Genomic DNA, 21289 nt, shown 5'->3' on the forward strand with positions numbered 1-21289 from the left:
AATCAATACAACCTATACATTCATACATCAACGAACATTGAATGGTACTAATTTACCATCTGTTACTGTCAATACTTCATCAAAACGTTGAGCAAGCTCATCATCATGGGTAACAACTACCAGACTTGTATTCAGTTCATGTTGTAAATCCAGCATCATATCCAGTACATTGCCGGCATTTTTCCGATCTAGATTGCCTGTAGGTTCATCAGCCAATATACAGGCGGGATGAGTAACCAGCGCACGGGCAATAGCAGCCCGTTGCCGCTCACCGCCAGACAATTCACCGGGGCGGTGGGTCATACGCTGCTTAAGCCCTACGTTATCCAGCATTTCCTTAGCACGTTCTTCTGCCTGAGCCTTTGGTATGCGTCCAATCAGTAAAGGCATCATTACATTTTCCAGCGCAGTAAACTCTGGCAACAAATGATGAAATTGATAAACAAAACCCAGATACTGGTTACGCAACTGACCTATGGCTTTCTGCCCAAGACGGGTAATATCTTGTCCCATCAGACGTATAGTACCGCTACTAGGTGTATCTAGTCCGCCAAGTAAATGCAGCAAAGTAGATTTTCCGCTTCCGGACGCACCAACTATACTCACACTTTGACCGCATCTGACTTTGAAATCTAAATCATCCAGTACAGATACCTGTAAATGTCCGTCATCATAAGTTTTGCTGACATGCTCACACTCAAGAACATATTCTGGTTTATTCATAGCGCAGAGCCTCCGCCGGCTGAGTTTTGGCGGCACGCCAGCTTGGATATAAAGTAGCAACGAAAGCCAGTAATAATGAAATAACAGCAATCATACACACATCAGAAAATTCCACATCTGAAGGCAGATAGCTTACAAAATATACTTGTGAAGGAATCAGGTGCTTACCCGTCAGATGTTCAAAAAAGGCAACGATCCGGCCAATGTTCAGTCCGAGTGTTACACCAAAAAATACACCAAAAAATGTACCGAAGAATCCGGCTATGGCACCCTGAATCATAAAAATACGCATGACGCCGCCCGGCGAAAGTCCGAGGGTGCGCAATATAGCAATATCAGCCTGTTTTTCAGTAACCGCCATGACTAAAGACGAAACCAGATTAAAGGCAGCTACAGCAATGATTAATAACAGGATAATAAACATCATCCGTTTTTCCATCTGCACTGCATCAAAATAGCTGCGATTTTGAAAAGTCCAGTCGCGAATCCAGATTTCATTGTGAAGTTTTGCCGGCACAATATTTTGAATGACAGACGGTGCATTCTGCGGATCAGCCAGCTTTAAACGCAATCCGCTTACATTATTTCCCAGCCGGTACAATTTCTGTGCATCCGTAATATGAGTTAAAGCAAGTGTATTATCCACTTCATAGATTTTGGTTTTAACTACACCTACTAATGTAAACTGCTTCAGCCGTGGCACCATACCAGCTGGTGTAACATTGCCATCAGGGGTAATAACAGTTATCTTATCTCCGATATTAGCACCCAGTGCATCGGCCAAATCTTTTCCCAGAAGAATACCAAACTCACCCGCCTTTAGATCAGCAAACCCATTTTTGGGCATACCCTGACCATAATCTGCAACTTTACCCTCCAGTGCCGGATCTATTCCGCGTATTTGCACACCACGAACTTCGCCGGCATTAGCAAGCAAAGCCTGATCAGCCACATAAGGAGCTGAGCCCAGTACTTGCGGATTACCTTTAACAAGCTTCTGCAAATCCTGCCAGTGCTGGTTCAGACTATTTTCATAGAAACCCATTTCAGCATGAGGAGCAACACTCAAGAGCTGATTGCGGATTTCTTTTTGGAAACCATTCATAACAGATAAAACAACAATTAATGTTGTCACTCCTAATGCAATACCAACTATTGATACTGCTGTAATGAATGACATAAACCCATTACGTTTTCTGGCACGTAAATAACGTAAACCAATCCATGTTTCCAGAGATGCCATGAGTACTGTATTTCAATAGAAAAAACAGATTGTACCTGAGCGCAGCAGACAAAGTCATGCTTATACAGCAAATACCTGATTATTAATATTTGTAAAAAATTAATTTTTATCTTTTCAGCACGTTAAATAATATTCAGAACCAATACTAATTATGCTCTGCTGATAATATCAATTTCAATAATGAAAACTGCAAAGCCAGATGTGGCTTGCATGAATCAGTATGCAGCACAAACTGTTTAATATAAGAGTGGTAGTGAACAATCTCACCCATAGTCAAAAAAGTATTTAAAACTGACCCAAAACAAATTATTTACCCGATTTAACCCGCTTAATTTGATAAACATCAATGCAATATATTATATATATGTCATTGTAATATATAACCCTTTTGTTCAATAGATGATTATTAGCGTTTACGCTACCATGTATTTAAGTCTTTTTATCCCGTTCTGATGAACTCGTATCAAAATATGAATAAGCTATCTTCGCCCCTTTTCAATCCGCTGACGTTACCTAATGGTACTGTATTAAAAAACCGTTTAGTTATGGCTCCAATGACAACCTGTTGTGGTTTTTATGATGGAACTGTAACAGATAATCTGATTGATTATTATCGTGAACGTGCCGGCAGTATTGGCACAGTAATTGTTGAATGCGCTTATGTTGATACTTTAGGACCGGCTTTTCCGGGAGCAATAGGCATTCATAATGATGATTGTATCGAAGGTCTGAGCCTGTTAGCCACAGCCATAAAAGAGCGTGGTTCAAAAGCTGTTATACAAATCTATCATGGCGGACGAATGGTTGAGCCGCAATTAATCGGCGGTCAGACACCTGTCGGCCCCAGTGCGATTGCTATTCCACGTCCGAATGCAACGGTTCCTGTAGCAATGACAGCCGGCGAAGTTGAAGATATGATTGAGAAATTCGGCGAAGCTGTCAGGCGCGCAATTGCCGCGGGTTTTGACGGAATCGAAATACATGGCGCCAATACTTATCTTATCCAGCAGTTTTTTTCACCACACGCCAATCAGCGCCAGGATAAATGGGGCGGCAGCCGCGAAAACCGCGTCCGCTTCCCGCTCGCCATACTTGAAATCAGCCGGCAAATGGCTAAAAAATATGCTTCTAATGAATTTATTATCGGTTACCGGTTTTCACCGGAAGAACTCGAAGTGCCGGGCATTACTTTTGACGATTCATTGTTCCTGCTAGACAAACTCGCTCAAATTGGTCTGGACTATATACATTTTTCTATGGGTGCCACACTGCGGCCATCCATCATCGACAGCAATGATGAAACACCATTAATTGATAAATACATACAATTACGCTCTGCCGTATTGGCTAAGATACCGGTTATCGGCGTCGGTAATGTCGTGAATAAAACTGATGCAGAAACAGCAATGGCACATGGCTATGATCTCATCGCTGCAGGGCGCGCCTGTGTGGCCTATCCTGACTGGGCTGAACGCATTCAGAAACATAATGATTTACAGCTATCCATGAACAGCGATCAGCGTACTAACCTGAACATTCCCGAACCATTATGGCGCTTTCCGCTTATTCATAGCATGGTAAGAGAAATCAATACCAAAAAATTCCATGCCGGCACCTATCAGCAAACTGTCAGCGACGATTTTGATAACCAATTTGTCATAAATGTAGAACTGGGGCAAGACTTTATCAAAGATTTGTCTTTAGTCAATGCCGAAAAACTGGATCATGTTTCTATACGTAATTTCAATGAAATTAAAGAACGGATTCTGGCAGCCAACAGCCCTTATGTAGATGCAATCAGTGGCGCTACATCACAATGTGATGCATTTAAAAAAGCTGTAACCAAAGCCATATCAACCTCATATAAAGTAGCGACAATTGTAGAAGGCGGTGATGCTGATGATAAATCCTGTGACGTAGTCGTCGTCGGAAGCGGCGGTGCCGGACTGGCCGCAGCTATTGAAGCACATGATAAAGGGGCTTCAGTAATTATTATTGAAAAAATGCCGGTTATCGGCGGCAATACCAACAAAGCATCCGCAGGTATGAATGCGGCTGAAACCCGCTTTCAGCAGCAGGCAGGAATTACCGACCATAAAGAATGGTTTTATAACGAAACCCTGAAAGGCGGTAAAAATAAAAACAACCCGCAATTATTACACTACTTTGTCGAACATGCTCCGGCTGCAATAGACTGGCTGGATGAAAAAGGAATCCGGTTAAATAACCTGACTACCACAGGCGGTATGAGTGTAGACCGCACTCATCGTCCCGATAATGGTGCCGCAGTCGGCGGTTTTCTGATTAGCGGTCTGCTGAAAAATATTAATGACCGCGGGATAGAGGTAATGCTGGATACCTCTGTAACGGATATTGAAATGAAGGACGGGCGCATTAACGCAGTAATCGTGCGCGACGAAGAAAGAAATGAACAACGCATCAGCACCAAAGCAATCATTATCGCAACCGGTGGCTTTGGAGCCAATGCACAAATGGTCACCCATTACCGCCCTGATTTAGCTGATTTTGTCACCACCAATCATAAAGGAGCAACCGGTTCAGGCATTGCTTTATTACAAAAAATTGGTGCCGGCACTGTTGATATGAACGAAATACAGATTCATCCCACAGTAGAGCAAAATACCGCTTATCTAATATCAGAATCCATCCGTGGCGGAGGTGCTATTCTGATATCGCAAAAAGGCAAACGCTTTGTCAATGAACTGGACACACGTGACAAAGTATCCAACAGCATCATTGCCCTTTCTGAACATTATGCCTATATATTATTTGATGAACAGATTTGTGCAGAAAATAAAGCAGCAGAAACCTACATCAGCAAAGGGCTGGCGGTAAAAGCCGGCTCACTGGCTGAACTTGCAGAAAAGCTGAATATTAATCCGGATTTTCTCATCGCTACAGTAGAGCGCTACAATCATTTTGTAAAACAGCAGCATGATGAAGATTTCGGACGTACTACCGGCATGCGTCACCAGCTGAACCAGCCATTCTTTTACGCTATCCGTATTGCACCAGGCATTCACCATACTATGGGTGGTGTAACCATCAATACGAAGACAGAGGTTCTTGATACTCATACAGAGATCATTAAAGGTGCTTATGCCGCGGGTGAAGTTGCCGGTGGTGTACATGGGGGCAACCGCATTGGAGGGAACGCCATTGCCGATATCATTATTTTTGGTATTCAGGCCGGTGATCAGGCTGCTGCATATGCTAAAAATCATTAATTACTGATAAATGTCTCATCACTTATGTCTGGTACAAGTTACACCTATAGCCAACAGCTAATGGGGACAACAGTTTCCCTGAAACTGTTTGTTGAAAACCTAACCGCAGTCTCTGCCGTTTTTAACGCTATAGAGCAACTGGAAGCCCGGTTAACAGTAAACCGCTACCAATCAGAAGTGATGAGCATTAACCATGCTGCCGGCAAACAGCCGGTAGCAGTAAGCAAACTGGTTTTTGATTTAATCAGTCAGGCTAAAGCAGCCAGCCTGTTACCTGACAGCAAGTTTAATCTGGCAATTGGTCCGTTGGTGAAATTATGGAAAATAGGTTTTAACGGACGCAGTATTCCGGAAAAGGATGAAATAGCCCGTAGATTAACACTGACTAACCCGAATCACATTGATCTGAACCGGACAAATCAAACTGTATATCTGGCTAAAGCTGGTATGGAAATTGATTTAGGAGCCATTGCCAAAGGCTATATTGCGGACATTATCAAATTGCTCTTAGCTCAATATAACATTTTTCAGGCAATTATCAATTGTGGAGGTAATGTACTAACAATCGGCTACTCACCAATTACTGCTGACAAGCAATGGCATATTGGTTTAAAACGCCCTTTTACCGAGGCAAACAATCTGCTCGGAATCATACATGTTGAAGACAAATCAGTAGTCACTTCCGGAATTTATGAACGCTATTTTACTCTTAACGACCAGCTGTATCATCACATCCTTGATCCGCACACCGGCTATCCTCTGAATAATGAATTGCACAGTGTAACCATCATTTCAGATAACTCATTAACCGGAGATATTTATTCAACTATTTTTTATGGCTTAGGCATCAGACAAGGGTTGAGTGAACTGAAAAAAAAGCAAAATATCGGAGTCATATTCGTAACACGAGATAAAAAAATAATCATTCAATCCAATCAGCATTTCACATTTGAATTAATAGCAGATGATTATCAGCTCATCAGCTATTCTTAACTGCATTAACCAAACAAATACCTTTTTTTGATAATTTGCACTTTCCAGACGAGCAAAATCAGAATGTATATTTGTCTATGGATTCAGCATTTCTTCCAATACTTCAATCAGCCTTTGCTGCTGTTGCTGTGTTCCGACACTGATTCGTAAAAAATTATTGATTCTTTCCTGAGGAAAATGCCGAACCACTACACCATGCCGGCGTAACTCAGCAGCAATTTCCACAGCTGTTTTATTTTTATGACTTGCAAAGACAAAATTGGCCTGCGAAGGTAAAACCTCAAATCCGAGCTGAGACAGATGTTTAGTCAGCCAGATACGGTTTTCAATAACTTTGGCACAAGTTGAGCGAAAATAATTTTCATCTTCGAATGCTGCAATAGCGCCAGCTTGTGCTAAACGATCAAGCGGATAAGAATTAAAACTGTTTTTAACCCGCTCAAGTCCTTCAATCAGCTCTGCCTGCCCTAGTGCAAGACCAATCCGCATACCGGCAAGCGAACGAGATTTTGAAAGTGTCTGCACCACAAGCAGATTAGGATAATCAGCAATCAATGCCACCGCAGACTCACCGCCAAAATCAATATAGGCCTCATCTACCAGTACCACACAGTCCGGATTGGCTTGTAATATCTGCTCAACCTGAGCCAAAGGCAAAATACATCCGGTAGGTGCATTCGGATTAGGAAAAACAACTCCGGCCTGAGCACCATAATAATCAACCGGATTAATAGCGAAGTGCTCATCAAGCCGGATATAACGGGCCTCAACATCATATAACTGACAATAGACCGGATAAAAACTATAACTGATATCAGGTAATAATAATTGTTGTTTTCCCTGAAAAAAAGCAGCAAATGCCTGAGCCAGTACTTCGTCCGAACCATTACCCACAAAAATCTGCTCCCTGGACAAACCATAATAATCAGCAATGGTCTGTTTTAATCTATCTGCATTCGGATCAGGATATAAACGCAAATCTTCAGTAGCAGCCTGCATTGCTTTTAATACCAATGGAGAAGGCGGAAATGGATTTTCATTAGTATTCAGTTTAACCAGATTAGCTATTTTGGGCTGCTCTCCGGGTACATAAGGTTGCAGCTGTCTGGTTTTCTCACTCCAGAATTTACTCATTCTCTCTCCAGCCTGAATAAAATATTCAGTATTAAAATCTCAGAACTGACATTCATATCAACAATTATCATATTGAGCAAATCATGCTATTACAGGACCATTATTATACTTATGACATATTAACAAAGATTCAGCACTGAGGGTACTGAATTGCTCGGCTGATAAATAATCCAGCTTTTTAGCAATAAGTATACGGTATGTTTTTTCATTCAGACCACATACAAATAACATTTTTTCCTGCTGATGCAATCTACGGGCAAGAGCTTGTAAATGAAAAAATACAGTCACATCAGCATGACAGCCTGCACTCATATCCAGATATATTTTTTTAATATCCAGCGTATTAATAAGAAGATAGCTTTTATTCAGCAGCGTGCTGACATTAGCAAACAATAATATCTGCGGTAAAATGATAACCGCTTCTTGCGCAATAATCTGAATTTCAGGCAATAAAACCGGCCAGGCATGCATCCGGAGTGAATACCAGCACATTACTATCAGAGCAAAAGAAATCACCAGCCACAAACCCGTACAGACACCAAACAGAATAATCAGTATGGCAGATATACACAGCCACAATAAATCGCTCCATTGCCAGCAATATAAACGTAATTCACACCAGTTAATCTGAACACAAATAACATATAACGCAATTACTGCCAGCACAGGTAATGGTACATATGCCAGCCATGACCAGCAAAAAATCAGTGCCATAAGCAATAACATTGCTATCAGCGTATTACGCTTAATCCTGAGAACCTCATCAGCTATGTAGCCTAAACTGATTACCATACCTCCGGTGAATGCTGTCAGAATATTACTAAAACCAACCAGGCCAACATTACGCCTGAACTGATTAGATAAATACTGACAACTTTCCATATATATTAATAGTGCTATTGTGGCACTTAAAAAAAACAATAATGGCCAGTCAGCATGTACGGGATTCATAAATGGCCAGAGCTGCACATTTTGCTGAACCGGAGTAGCAATTCCGACTAGCGCAAACGGCCATATATAACTGAGAATCCATACCAGTAATAATACCCATAAAGCCTTGGGCTGAGTTTTACTTCTCCATAATACCAGCAAGGCAAATGATAAACCGGCCAAAACCACACTTGGCCAGTTCCAGCCTTGCCAATCAATCAGCAGTTCCCACATTCCCTGCCATGAACTATTATTGGCCTGCACACCTAAAATGACCGGAAAAAGCATGACAATCAGAGTCAGCGTCATACCCAAACCAATACCATGCCAGACTGGCCGTGCAATCCAGTTCAGACAATGTTTGGGTAATATCAGTGACATCAATAATAACCAGCCACCGGTAAACAGCGTAAGTAAACTGGCCACAGCAATACGTTCACTGACTACACCTGCATAATAGGCTATTGCCGCCATCAGCATTAGTGCGGAAAAAGGTGATGGTGTTAATAATATTTTTTTACTACCGCCCAAAAGCAGACTGCATAACAAAGCACACATCACACCTGCAATTGCCATAGACACAGGTAAACCGGCAATACCAGCACAGGCAAGAGCCATTGGCAGGACATATCCCAATAATTTCCAGCCAGAAGAAAACCACGCCAATGGAGACTGTTTTGTGCTCATCAGTTTCAAGGTATTATCCTTTTGTCCATGTCAACAGGATTTATCTAAAGCAGTCGAGCAAGAATTTTGAGCTGAGTTTTGCAAGTGAAGATGAAGATCGCGTGCTGTCTGCCATGCCTGATCAGTATTTTCAGCCAGAACAGTAAAATGTCCCATTTTACGGCCGGGTCTCACCTGTTTTTTACCATACAGATGTAAACAGGCAGTTTTATGATTCAGAACAGCATTCCAGTCCGGTTCGCCGTTTTCAGGCCAGACATCACCAAGAATATTCGCCATACAGCAGGGCTTTAATAAATCTGAGGCTGCCGGAGGCAAACCACACATTAATCTTACCTGCTGCTGAAACTGATCAGAAATACAGGCATCTAAAGTGTAATGACCTGAATTATGCGGCCGGGGAGCAATTTCATTAACAATCAACTGCATATCATTGCCTACAACAAACATCTCAACTGCTAGAACCCCTTGATAATTCATGGCCTGAGCCAGCTTAAAAGCCATATTTTCAGCCTGCTTTAATATAGCCTGAGGTAGCCTTGCCGGTACTAATGAGTACGCCAGAATACCATTTTTATGCTGATTTTCTGCAGGCGGAAAACATACTGCATACTGATTATTCAGACGGGCAACCACTACTGATATTTCAGCACACAAATCTACTTTTTTTTCCAGCACACAGCGCACATGTTGCAATTGAGTAAAAGCTTCACGCAATTCAGCGATAGAATCAACTGTTTTCTGTCCTTTTCCGTCATAACCCAGAGTAGCTGTTTTCAGAATACCCGGTAACAATTTTTTCAGAGAATCATTAATATCAGATTCTGTGCTGATAACAGTATAAGGCACGGTAACCAGACCGGCGCGGTCAATCCATTCTTTTTCCTGCTGCCTGTCCTGAGCAATCGCAACACAATCACCCGAGGGCGATACAACCGTATATTGTGCCAGCCAGTGCATTGAATCAGCACTTACATTTTCAAATTCAGTCGTAACAGCAGCACATTTGGCCATATGCTGCAAAGCATCAGCATCATCGAATGCGGAACACAAATGTCTGTCAGCAAACTGTGCTGCTGGCGCATTCGGATCAGGATCCAGAACCGTTACCTGATAACCCATTGTCTTAGCAGCTACCGTAAACATTGCACCCAGCTGGCCGCCACCCAGAATACCCAGCATCGCCGGCGGCAGAATACAGGAAGAAAAACGAGACATAGTGGTATTAAATTACCTTACCAAGAATATAAATAAAATTAGCTGAAATCAAAAATTCCTGCAATGAAAGTCATCAGTATGAAACCGCCTTTTCTCATACATATTTGTTATATTTTTACCTGATAAATCAAATTAATAGCTTAATTACCACTTCTTTAGCAGCTATTACTCCACCAGTGAAACCACTGAAACAGGCAAAGTTTACACAGGCACAACATAAATAAAACTGATGTCCGTATTTATGATTATGAAAATAAAAACAAATTTTTCAATAAATTTAAAGCAATTTCATTAAGCATTATCTTAACATAATAAAATATAACATTACATAAACATGTAGAATTATATTTAAGTCAAAGTTATTTACTTTTACTAAACTTATCAACTAAACAAAATATTACAAACATAGATTCGCATTATAAAATATAACAATAATTTTTATTGGATATATTTATTATATTAACAAATCTGTAAACAGATTTAATGAAACTGCTGACTTCTATCATTACTGCAAGGCCGCAATTGTAAATATCCTTGTGAACCATCCACACATAAATTACTGTTTCTGTCACGAATTTGTCTGCCTGTAAGCAACCAGTTATTGTTCCTGTCCGGCTCACAGGAAACAGTCCCTACTGAATGATTTTTCACCGCAAGACAACGATTATTCAGCCATACCTGTCCCTGATGAAAATAAAAAGCCTCGCTGATTTCACCACCGGCACAGGAATCGAGTGCTACCGACTGCCAGACCGAAGACATGCCGTCATTACGCAGACAGCCATGGCTTACTGGCCGTAAACTAATACTGGATGCAATAGGATAAACTGGCGGATACGGAAGTGCAGCAGGATAAACCGGCGTATCCGTATAAATCACTGTTGCACCGGCAGGAGCATCAATATGTACTGTTTTATTAATGGTTGTAGTTGATGAAACGGGTAAATCGACATAAACATGACGTTCGCCACGACCTGAATGGTAGATAACAGCGGCCTCAGCTACAGAAAATAACCACTCTGACAAACTCAATACACCAAAAACTAAAAATAATTGTATAGCCCGAATCATTTTTATCTCCCGCAAATTGACCTTTTGATTAACGATGCCGGATTTCCCAACATTGATGAATACGAGTATTGCGAAAATCTTCAGGTATTGTTTTTCTGGAAATATTATTTACATCATAACGTTGCTCCAGAACCGGATCTAAAGTAAAACTACGCAGATTATTTGAAAAATACAAACTACCCTGTTTCGATAATAAACGCATTGCACCATCTATCAGTTTTTCCTGATCCCGCTGAATATCCAGAATATCCAGCATTTTCTTACTATTTGAGAAACTTGGCGGATCCATTACAATCAAATCAAACTGTTTGTGATCTTCAACAGCTTTCTGCAAATATTGAAATACATCAGCACGAACAATCTGATGAGCCTGCATATCCAGCCCGTTCAATTCAAAATTTCGTTGTGCCCATTGCAGATAAGTATTCGAGAGATCTACAGTTTCGCTGAATAAAGCACCGCCAGTTGCAGCATATACTGAAAAACTGCCTGTATAAGCAAATAAATTCAAAAATCGTTTTCCCGCCGCTATATTGCCTATTTTCTGGCGAGTATTACGATGATCAAGAAATAAACCTGTATCCAGATATTTATCCAGATTCACCCAGAATGCACGCCCATGCTCATGAATTACAAAATCCGTACCCGTAACATCAGTTTTTTCATACTGATCTTTACCTTTTTGCCTTTGTCTTTTTTTCACATGAATATGTTCTTTAGGCAGACCAGTCACAAATAAAACAGCCTCTACTACTTCAGCCAACCATTTTTCATAGTCTGTCTTATGCATCAACCAGCCCGTATCATATTCTTGTAAATGTACATGATCGGCATAAATGTCAGCAGCAAATGGATACTGTGGAATATCCCGGTCATACATACGCCATGCCTCTATATCCTGACGTTGTGCCCATTTACGTAAATGCTTAATATTTTTGCCCAGACGATTGACAAAAGCACCAATATCTTCACTCATAAATAAAATTTTACATTTCTGCAATAAATACACTAACAGTCACATTGTAACGGAAAAAACCACAGAAACCTTCGCACATTTACATATATAGATATAATAGTGCTCTTGCTTAAAAAGACCATATCTCTTATAATTAAAAAGATAATATTTGAAACCATCGTTTGCAACCTTATTAAATACAGCGAATTCATTATTACTTTAATAGTTTTGTAATGCCGCTCACCCAACACCCGCAGCAATGCGTACGTTGTCTGGTTGTTGTCGATGTATAAAATACCTAAACACACACACTTACGACAACCAATTGCTATCTTTCCTTTGTTATTTTCTTTTTGGCTTAAGCTAGCAACAGTTCCCTGTAATCTAATTTCACATCAATAAACTAGATTATCACGTTTGGTTGCTCGTTTAACCAAAGGAAAATCATGACATTGTCTTTTTCAGATTTAAAACTAGACAAACAGCTTACCAATGCACTCACTGCTGCCGGCTACGAAAATCCAACACCAGTACAACTTGAATCTATTCCGGCAGTTCTGGATAACCAGGATTTAATGGTTTCCGCTCAAACTGGTTCTGGAAAAACAGCCGCATTTTTATTACCAACACTGCAAAAACTGCTCAAACGCAGTGAAAAATCAGGCAAAGGCCCGCGTGCTCTTGTATTAACACCTACACGCGAACTTGCTCAACAGGTAGAAAAAAACGCTCAGATTTATGGTAAAAACATGCCTTGGCTGCGCACAGTAACGTTGGTAGGCGGTACAGCTTTCGGTCAGCAAATCCGTGCATTATCCCGTCCGATTGATCTTATCGTAGCTACTCCGGGACGTCTGATGGATCACATGCGTCAGGGACGCATTGATTTTGGCCGGCTTGAAGTGCTTATTCTGGATGAAGCAGACAGAATGCTGGATATGGGTTTTATTGATGATATTGAGACCATAGTTGCCGCAACTCCTGCTGAACGTCAGACCCTGTTATTTTCAGCTACCTGGGATGGTATGGTAGGTAAACTTGCCGAAAAATTAACACATCAACCGCAAAAAATCGATATTGCCCGGGAAGAAAAACAAGGCAAAATTGATGAAAAACTGTATTACTGTGATGACATCCGGCATAAAAACCGTCTGCTTGATCATCTGTTGCGTGATACCAGTATTGATCAGGCAGTAATATTTACTGCCACCAAAGCTATGTCTGAACAGCTGGCTGATGAACTTTATGAAAAAGGCTTTTCGGCTAACTGTCTGCATGGCGATATGCCACAAGGCTGGCGTAACCGTACATTAATGGATTTACGCAAAGGTCGGATTAAAATACTAGTGGCTACTGATGTTGCCGCCCGTGGTATTGATGTACCAACCATTACACATGTCATTAATTATGATTTACCTAAGCAGGCTGAAGACTATGTACATCGTATCGGTCGTACAGGCCGTGCTGGCCGAACCGGTCTGGCCATTACTTTTGCTGAAGTAAACGAGTATATTAAAGTACATAAAATTGAACGCTACCTAAACCGCAAACTACCTGAGCAAACTATTGCCGGTATGGAACCGACACGTAAACGTGCTGGTAAAATAGCGAATAAAGGTCGCCGCTCCTATGGTAATCACAACAAAAATGGTAACTGGAATGCAAACCGCCGTCAGTCTGGCGAACAGCAACCAAACCGTTCCCGCCAGAACATTCCGGCTGCCCGTCAGAGAAACAGTCAGCCAAACAGACGTAGTAATAGCCAACCCAAGCAATAAGCTCCTCACTTTATCGTAATAAAAGGTCAGGCTACTGATTCAGACCTGACCTTTTAACAATTCTGCGGTTTTTCTATTTATCATTTCCTCTCAATTTAAAGACAGACATACATCACTGTCTTGCAATATTCTGTTATATCTTATATATTGTTTAATGAACTAATAAATTATTACGTTAAAAACAATATCCGAACTGATAACTGATCTGCATTATTAATTTATCAGTAAACTTATACTTCCAAGTTATAAATGACAACAGTTGGTGCCCCACACCAGCAAGCGAGAAAGGATTTAACTATGCAACATCGTCGTAGATTACAAATTTTTCAGGCAGCTAAACGCGCTGCTTTTTATCAACATACTCAGGCTGTAAATGGCAAAGAGCAAACTCCTGAAAATGAAAAAGCCATTCACAATTTCGAACCTGTTCATCAATAAAATTTTTGCTAAAAAAGAGCCCTATCTGCAGAGATAGGGCTCTTTTTAAATATGCTCTCTTTAATAAAAACTATAAATAATATTTTCGGAAAAGTTATTACCAGTAACAAATACCTATAAACTCATTACATCTTATTTATAATAAAATTTCAAATACAAAAAGATTGCAGTAATGTGGATTTTTTTCAGCTGAATTTGTTTTAATTCAATTATTGAGTACAGATTCAATTATTATAAATCGGTATGAAAATATTTTTTAATCAGTTATTCCTTAGTATATTTGACCACACTAAATTAAATAAAATTTTTTATAAATCAAACGATTGACAATACAATAAATATCATCATATCCCAGTCCTAAAATTGAATATCTTTGCGCTAAAATAAAAATATTAAATTTCTCTGCATCTGCATTCATTTTGTAAATGACTTTAATTTGACTAGATAGACATTTTTATCTTTTATATACCGTCCCACTATTTCAACCTTTTCAGGATTAAGCTCCAGGAGCAATATTAATTATCATCAGCTATACCAGTCACTATAATATAGATTCAACCACCCTCACTACAATATTGTTTTTCTTTTAGACAATTAATTTTATGATAATTGCTTAATATTAATAATTTTTTCAATTTAATATATACCCTTACCAACTGTTCAATCATTCATAGATTTAACAGAATTGTCTTTTTTAAAATATCAAAATGAAAATAAGCAGAATATTAGAAATAATAATTTACCTGTTTATCAGCATAAAGTTTATCTTTCGTCTAAAATATTGGAAATGAGAAAATATTTGGAAAAATAATTTTCGTATATCGTTTATTCCAAACGACCACATAATCCCAATGATATTCTATTGATAGATAAAGAAAGATACGTTTTTTACGCTTTTAACTGATTTAATATTTACACAATTATCTGGTTTCTGAAAACCATAAATAAAATATAAAACAAATACACTACTCTATATGAATAATAAACTTCGCCGGATTTTTCATACATCAGTTCGAATTGAATCATAATAATTAATAACAAGACTAATTAAATACCCAATCTGAATGATTAAAACTCATCCAGATATCTAATTAATCATTAATAATAGATTTCACCAATATTATTTATAGCTAAATCCAGATTTTTAACTGAAAATTTCCATATGCCAATATAATATAAAAATTCACTTAATTTAATTTGATATTTCACATTTAATCCTTACTAGTCTCACTGCCTGATTTGTGCGAAAATTCAATTTATTTATTGGGCGAACTACCATGTTAGACAGAGAAGGTTATCGCCCCAATGTCGGGATAATCATTACTAACGACCATAACGAGGTTTTTTGGGGCAAGCGTGTACATGAACACTCTTGGCAGTTTCCGCAAGGCGGTATTAAGCCGGGTGAAAGCCCGGAAGCCGCCATGTATCGTGAACTCATGGAAGAAGTCGGCCTGCTGCCGCATCATGTCAAAATAATCGGACGCACCCGGGACTGGTTACGTTATGATGTACCTACACATTGGATCAAACGCGAATGGCGGGGTTCTTATAAAGGCCAAAAACAGATCTGGTATTTGCTGCGTCTAACCGGACGGGAAAGTGATGTTCATCTGCGAGCAACCCATCATCCTGAATTTGATGCATGGCGTTGGCACCAATACTGGGCTCCAGTTGATGAAGTTATTGAATTCAAAAGAAATGTCTATTTGAATGCATTACACGAGCTTTCACGCTTTTTACACGAACTGCCCAGCTGGACTGAATTTGTTCAAACTCGACAAAATCATGATGATAAATACTCACTGGCAGAATGATTGCCTGTGAATAGTTCTGTATTGAAGATTCCGCCAAAATTCTGAATCTGAAACAAATTACCGAAAAAATAAATTTTTTACGGTAATTTGTTTTATATTGCGATTAATACTTATCTAAAAATAAATTATGAGCAAATCCACAACTTATGATGAATCCAGTGTCACCGTTCTGAAAGGACTGGCACCGGTTAAAGAACGCCCTGGTATGTATACCAGAACGGATAGCCCTACTCATATCATTCAGGAAGTAATTGATAATGCCGCAGACGAAGCTCTGGGCGGCTATGCACAAAATATCGATGTTACTCTGAATCCCGATGAATCCGTTACCGTCAGAGACAATGGTCGCGGCATTCCCACCGGATTACACCCAACCGAAAAAGTACCCGTAGTTGAACTGGTTTTCACCCAACTTCATGCTGGTGGTAAATTCAATAAAAAAAGCGGCGACGGTGCTTATGCTTTTTCAGGTGGCTTACATGGTGTAGGCGTTTCCGTGACCAATGCACTGTCTTCCCGGCTTGAGGTTACTGTTAAAAGAGCCGGAAATATTTACCATATTGCCTTTGCTGGTGGTGACGTCATTAAACCTTTGTCTGTAACCGGTAAATGCGCCGTTAAAGACAGTGGTACCGAAGTTCGTATCTGGCCTGACGGACATTACTTCGATAATCCGCAATACAATCTGCCGGAACTGGAACGCAATTTACGTGCCAAAGCAGTTTTATTACCCGGCGTGAATGTTACCCTTACCCGCTACCAGAATGCTACGGATGAAGCTCAGACACAAAACTGGCATTATCCGAATGGCCTGAAAAGCTATTTACTTGACTTACTCTCAGACAGCCAGACTGCCACGCCCATTTTCTCCAGTGAAAATTATTTAAACTCAAATCATGGAACTGATTTTAATCAGGGTGAAGGTGCAGCTTTCGCTCTGACATGGCTGGAAGACGGACATACACCAAGTGAAAGCTACGTTAATCTGATCCCTACCGCGTTAGGAGGCACTCATGAAGCCGGGCTGAAACAGGCAGTTTTTCACGCTGTAAACAACTTTATCAATCATCATAATTTACTTCCACGCGGCGTAAAACTACAGTCAGACGATGTTTTTTCACGCGTTGCCTTTGTTCTCTCAGCACGGCTGCTCGATCCTCAGTTTCAAGGGCAGACAAAAGACAAATTAACCAGTCGTGATGCACTCAAACTGGTAGCGGCAGTATGTAGTGATCCACTAGAACTCTGGTTAAACCAGAATATCGATACAGGTAAAAAAATAGCTGAACTGGCTATTAGTCAGGCTCAGGCGCGAATGCGCTCAACTAAAAAAATTGAAAAGAAAAAAGGTTCTGGCGTTGCTGTTTTACCAGGCAAACTTACAGACTGTGAAAGTGAAGACATCCGCGAAAATGAATTGTTTCTGGTAGAAGGTGATTCAGCCGGCGGCTCAGCCAAACTGGCACGGGATAAAAATACTCAGGCAATTCTTCCATTGCGAGGTAAAGTTTTAAACAGTTTTGAAATTCATCGCGACCAATTGTTTGGTAATGCAGAAATACATGATATTTCTGTTGCCATCGGAGTAGACCCCCACGGGAGAAACGATAATCCTGATTTATCTGGCTTACGCTATGGAAAAATAGCCATTTTATCAGATGCCGATGTTGATGGTGCTCATATACAGGTTCTATTGCTTACCTTGTTTTATACCCATTTTCCGCGCCTGATAGAGGCCGGACACATTTATGTTGCCCAACCACCACTTTTTCGTATAGATGTAAATGCACAGGGTAAAAGCAAAACTGCACGCAAAATTTATGCTCAGGATGAGGCAGAACTGGAAAGCATTAAAGACAGACTGCAACTAGAAAAAAGTACTTATCACATAAATCGCTTTAAAGGTTTAGGCGAAATGAATCCTGATCAGCTCAAGGATACTACCATGAATCCGGATACACGCCGTCTGTTGCAAGTACATATTCCTGATGAAGAAAACAGTGAAACCCGAAATATTTTTATCAAATTAATGGGAAAAGGTGAAGCAGCTTCCAGAAGAGTATGGATGGAAGCTGAAGGAGATAAAGTAGAAGCCGATATTTGAAATTAACCTGACAAACAGGTTGTTTAGCATATTGAGAACAACCTGTTTAAATTAATTTATATATTAAACAACAAAATAAACATAATTAACATTATCAAACTATAAGGGCACTAATTTCACTTAATTGTCTTTTTAATAAATAACATTAATTTAAATTTGTAAAATATATAAGCAAACTTACAACACACTATTAATTTATATATTAATATGCACTAAAAAAGTAAGATTTTAATATTTAAAACAATTCATTTACCATTAGTTAAGCATAGAATTAAACATATATTCGCAGTCTCAATAGCATATAAAATATAAAAAATGAGATAACATTTGATAAATATCAAACTTTAGCTAAGTTGACAGGATTATATTACGCAATCTACTATCTAAAATGCTATAATTTCATTTACATTTCAATAGAATTCAATAAACTGTAACAATAGCTTTCATTGGTTCTGAATAATTATAGATAAACTAAAAAATAAAGAAATGTAAATAAAATAGAAAGCTTAAATAAAGATAATTAATAAAATTTAATAACATTTTTTTGCAAAAACATTCACCCATCTTTATAATTGACAAAGTTACAGTCAATTTAAGAGGAATTTCCATGAAATATGATTTTATCGACGGCGTATTGAAAACCCTGAACAGTACACCCGACATTACATCTTCAGCAGTTATCTCAACTGATGGTTTGCCAATTGCTTCAGCTTTGCAGAGTGGCATGGATGAAGACCGTATTGGTGCAATGGCTGCAGCATTACTGTCTCTGGGTAATCGTTCTGCAAAAGAGGTATTAAAAGGTACTCTGGACAATACCATTATTCATACTGATAAAGGCTACATGCTGCTGTTTCAGGCCTCTGAAGCTATTCTGTTAACCATTACTACCACTCATGAAGCCAAATTAGGTCTGATTCTGTTTGAAGCTAAACGGGCATTGAAAGAATTAGCTGACCATTTTAGTTAATAATCAATTTGCTTGATCTGAAATATGCAATGCTATTTAAATACCCGCTCATGCAAATTTGAAATTAACACGTTTTATTGCAGTTTATAATACTGTAAAAATAAGCTTTAAAATCAGGCAGTACTCTTGTATTCGGATATTTTCTGAATTCTGACTAAATTGCTGTTAGTCAAACCTAAAGAAAACTAAAGCTAAAACTAAATTTATTGCATGAAAGGGCGTTTAAATGTTTTATAACTATATTGAAACGCATCGCATATATGTATTGGGTAATATTTAAAATCCCGATTGTATGCATTTCCAGAAATTTATATTAGCAGTAAATTTATTAAAGTAGAAAGAATAAACTACTGTAAGAAAAATAAAAAATCTGAAATGCATTTCTATTAAGCACACTCATTCTTTATCAGATTAAACCAAAATTGAAGGACAGATAAATATGGATATGAGTCGTTGGATTCAGCCAAAGCCTGAAGGTGAATTTTCAGAGTATAAAATTAAGCATTATCAGCAAGACGGAGAATCAACAGTATATGTAACTCATCAGGAATTTCCTTATCCTGATGGTGCTTTAATTGTATCACGTACAGATCTTAACGGTATTATCACGCATGCCAATGACGTCTTTGTTGATATCAGTGGCTGGGCACGTGATGAAATTATTGGTGCTCCACACTGCCTTTTACGTCATCCTGACATGCCAAAAGCTCCATTTGCCGATATGTGGGAAACCTTGCAAAGAGGCGAACGCTGGTACGGTTATGTTAAAAACTTACGAAAAGATGGCGGCCATTACTGGGTATACGCCACTGTAATTCCGAACTTACGTCAAGGCAAAGTGATTGGCTATAGCTCAATTCGTCGCAAACCAAGCCGTGAACGTGTTAACGAAATGAGTGCCAAGTATATAGAAATGCTGAAAACTGAACAGGAAGGAAAATAATATGCTGAGTTTAATGGTTGTACCCGATTATTTGCCTGATCAGTTCAGCACATGGTATTTGCTAAATAATTACCTGCAAAAGAAAAGCAATCAGAATATTTCTCTGATTATGCCTCCTTCATTTGATGAAGTAAAAGCACAGCAAGATAAAGAAAAAGTCTCTATGCTTTTTGTTAATCCGTTTGCTGCCGGTAATTATGTACGTGAACAAGGTTATTTACCACTGGTTAAACCTAAAAATCAACCAGATGAGATTGTAATTGTTACTGCGGCTGATTCGGAAATTAATGCTATTGAAGAGCTCAAAGGTACTGTTGAACTGGCTCTTTCCAATAATGAAGATGCCAACTTTATTGGTTTGCGTTTGCTTGAACCAGCTAATCTGAGCGATGATGAGCTGGTTATCAATCGTAAAGATAACTTCCTTATGGTAGCTTCAAGTGTTATCCGCCAACAAGCAAAAATTGGCATTATTCAAGCTGAAGTATATGACAGCTTTAACTCTGTTACCAAAGATCAGTTAAAAGTATTACTGAAAAGCCGGATTAATGAAGTATCTCATGTCATGTTATATCATAAAGATATAGCTGATAAAGCAGAGCCGTTGAGAGAGATATTATGCAAAATGGCAGACGATTCTGATGGCGCTACTATTGTTAAAGCATTAAGTTTTCCAGAAGGCTTTACCGAGTTATCTGAAGAAGATATGGAATTCATGATTGATGTTGTAGACACATTACGTATGTAAGTCTATTACTGCATTCTAGGCCGTGTTAGCTTTATTAAGCTAACACGGTTTATTTTATATCTAACCTTTTTGTTTTATATAAACAGAGTAGATATTATTTATGTGAAACATATATCAATTTTTTTGAGATTTATTCAATACTTTCTCATTTTATAATTATCCACCTTATTTGAAAATTTTTTTATAAGCCGGATACTAAAAGCAAGCTTGTACTTACCAGCATCTGCAATAATAAATTTATCTAATATTCATAATGACATACGTACACAATGAATATTATTTAAAACAT

At 39.0% G+C, this 21289-nt stretch carries 16 protein-coding genes; 9 read left to right on the forward strand and 7 right to left on the reverse strand.

Annotated features, from left to right (window positions below):
- Positions 1-27: 27 nt before the first annotated feature.
- Entirely contained in the window at positions 28-723 is a 696-nt protein-coding gene (gene lolD / locus H3T75_RS05615; protein WP_084587243.1) for a lipoprotein-releasing ABC transporter ATP-binding protein LolD, read from the reverse strand.
- Entirely contained in the window at positions 716-1966 is a 1251-nt protein-coding gene (locus H3T75_RS05620; protein WP_198211223.1) for a lipoprotein-releasing ABC transporter permease subunit, read from the reverse strand. Before H3T75_RS05620 ends, lolD begins: the two co-directional genes overlap by 8 nt.
- Positions 1967-2436: 470 nt before the next feature.
- On the opposite strand from H3T75_RS05620, the gene H3T75_RS05625 reads away from it, so the two are divergent.
- Positions 2437-5214 (forward strand): flavocytochrome c, encoded by a 2778-nt coding sequence (locus tag H3T75_RS05625; RefSeq protein ID WP_198211224.1) that lies wholly within the window; start codon positions 2437-2439, stop codon positions 5212-5214.
- Positions 5215-5238: 24 nt separating this feature from the next.
- A complete protein-coding gene (locus H3T75_RS05630; RefSeq protein ID WP_198211225.1) occupies positions 5239-6207 on the forward strand; it encodes an FAD:protein FMN transferase in 969 nt (322 codons plus the stop codon).
- Positions 6208-6282: 75 nt separating this feature from the next.
- Here H3T75_RS05630 and hisC read toward each other — a convergent pair whose 3' ends face one another.
- From hisC to H3T75_RS05655, 5 genes are all read right to left on the reverse strand, one after another.
- Positions 6283-7341 carry a histidinol-phosphate transaminase gene (hisC, locus tag H3T75_RS05635; RefSeq protein ID WP_084564704.1) on the reverse strand — a complete coding sequence of 353 codons (1059 nt, stop codon included), beginning with the start codon at positions 7339-7341 and terminating at the stop codon, positions 6283-6285.
- Between the two features lie 81 nt (positions 7342-7422).
- The gene (locus H3T75_RS05640; RefSeq protein WP_198211226.1) at positions 7423-8958 is read right to left on the reverse strand and encodes a SulP family inorganic anion transporter; all 1536 of its coding nucleotides are present in this window, start codon (positions 8956-8958) and stop codon (positions 7423-7425) included.
- A 30-nt stretch (positions 8959-8988) separates the two neighbouring features.
- Entirely contained in the window at positions 8989-10176 is a 1188-nt protein-coding gene (locus H3T75_RS05645; protein ID WP_198211227.1) for a 5-(carboxyamino)imidazole ribonucleotide synthase, read from the reverse strand.
- A 480-nt stretch (positions 10177-10656) separates the two neighbouring features.
- The gene (locus H3T75_RS11035) at positions 10657-11247 is read right to left on the reverse strand and encodes a ricin-type beta-trefoil lectin domain protein (RefSeq protein ID WP_198185875.1); all 591 of its coding nucleotides are present in this window, start codon (positions 11245-11247) and stop codon (positions 10657-10659) included.
- A 28-nt stretch (positions 11248-11275) separates the two neighbouring features.
- Positions 11276-12223 carry a class I SAM-dependent methyltransferase gene (locus H3T75_RS05655; RefSeq protein ID WP_198185874.1) on the reverse strand — a complete coding sequence of 316 codons (948 nt, stop codon included), beginning with the start codon at positions 12221-12223 and terminating at the stop codon, positions 11276-11278.
- Positions 12224-12648: 425 nt separating this feature from the next.
- Here H3T75_RS05655 and H3T75_RS05660 point away from each other — a divergent pair, with 425 nt between their 5' ends.
- The 7 genes from H3T75_RS05660 (at position 12649) to H3T75_RS05690 (ending at position 21000) form a co-directional block, all read left to right on the forward strand.
- A complete protein-coding gene (locus tag H3T75_RS05660) occupies positions 12649-13980 on the forward strand; it encodes a DEAD/DEAH box helicase (RefSeq protein WP_078475279.1) in 1332 nt (443 codons plus the stop codon).
- 297 nt (positions 13981-14277) lie between these two features.
- The gene (locus H3T75_RS05665) at positions 14278-14418 is read left to right on the forward strand and encodes a hypothetical protein (RefSeq protein WP_157785008.1); all 141 of its coding nucleotides are present in this window, start codon (positions 14278-14280) and stop codon (positions 14416-14418) included.
- Between the two features lie 1277 nt (positions 14419-15695).
- Complete coding sequence (locus H3T75_RS05670) at positions 15696-16235, forward strand: RNA pyrophosphohydrolase (RefSeq protein ID WP_025330459.1); 540 nt, start codon at positions 15696-15698, stop codon at positions 16233-16235.
- Positions 16236-16362: 127 nt separating this feature from the next.
- Complete coding sequence (locus H3T75_RS05675) at positions 16363-18339, forward strand: DNA topoisomerase IV subunit B (RefSeq protein WP_198211228.1); 1977 nt, start codon at positions 16363-16365, stop codon at positions 18337-18339.
- 607 nt (positions 18340-18946) lie between these two features.
- Positions 18947-19309, forward strand: a complete 363-nt coding sequence (locus H3T75_RS05680; protein ID WP_078475281.1) for a roadblock/LC7 domain-containing protein — start codon at positions 18947-18949, stop codon at positions 19307-19309.
- Positions 19310-19754: 445 nt separating this feature from the next.
- Positions 19755-20252, forward strand: a complete 498-nt coding sequence (locus tag H3T75_RS05685) for a PAS domain-containing protein (protein WP_078475340.1) — start codon at positions 19755-19757, stop codon at positions 20250-20252.
- 1 nt (position 20253) lies between these two features.
- Positions 20254-21000: a phosphate/phosphite/phosphonate ABC transporter substrate-binding protein gene (locus tag H3T75_RS05690; RefSeq protein WP_078475282.1), complete on the forward strand. Its 747-nt coding sequence runs from the start codon at positions 20254-20256 to the stop codon at positions 20998-21000.
- The last annotated feature ends 289 nt before the right edge of the window (positions 21001-21289 follow it).

Origin of the sequence: Snodgrassella sp. W8135, from assembly GCF_016101225.1 — a bacterium.
GTDB lineage: Bacteria > Pseudomonadota > Gammaproteobacteria > Burkholderiales > Neisseriaceae > Snodgrassella > Snodgrassella alvi.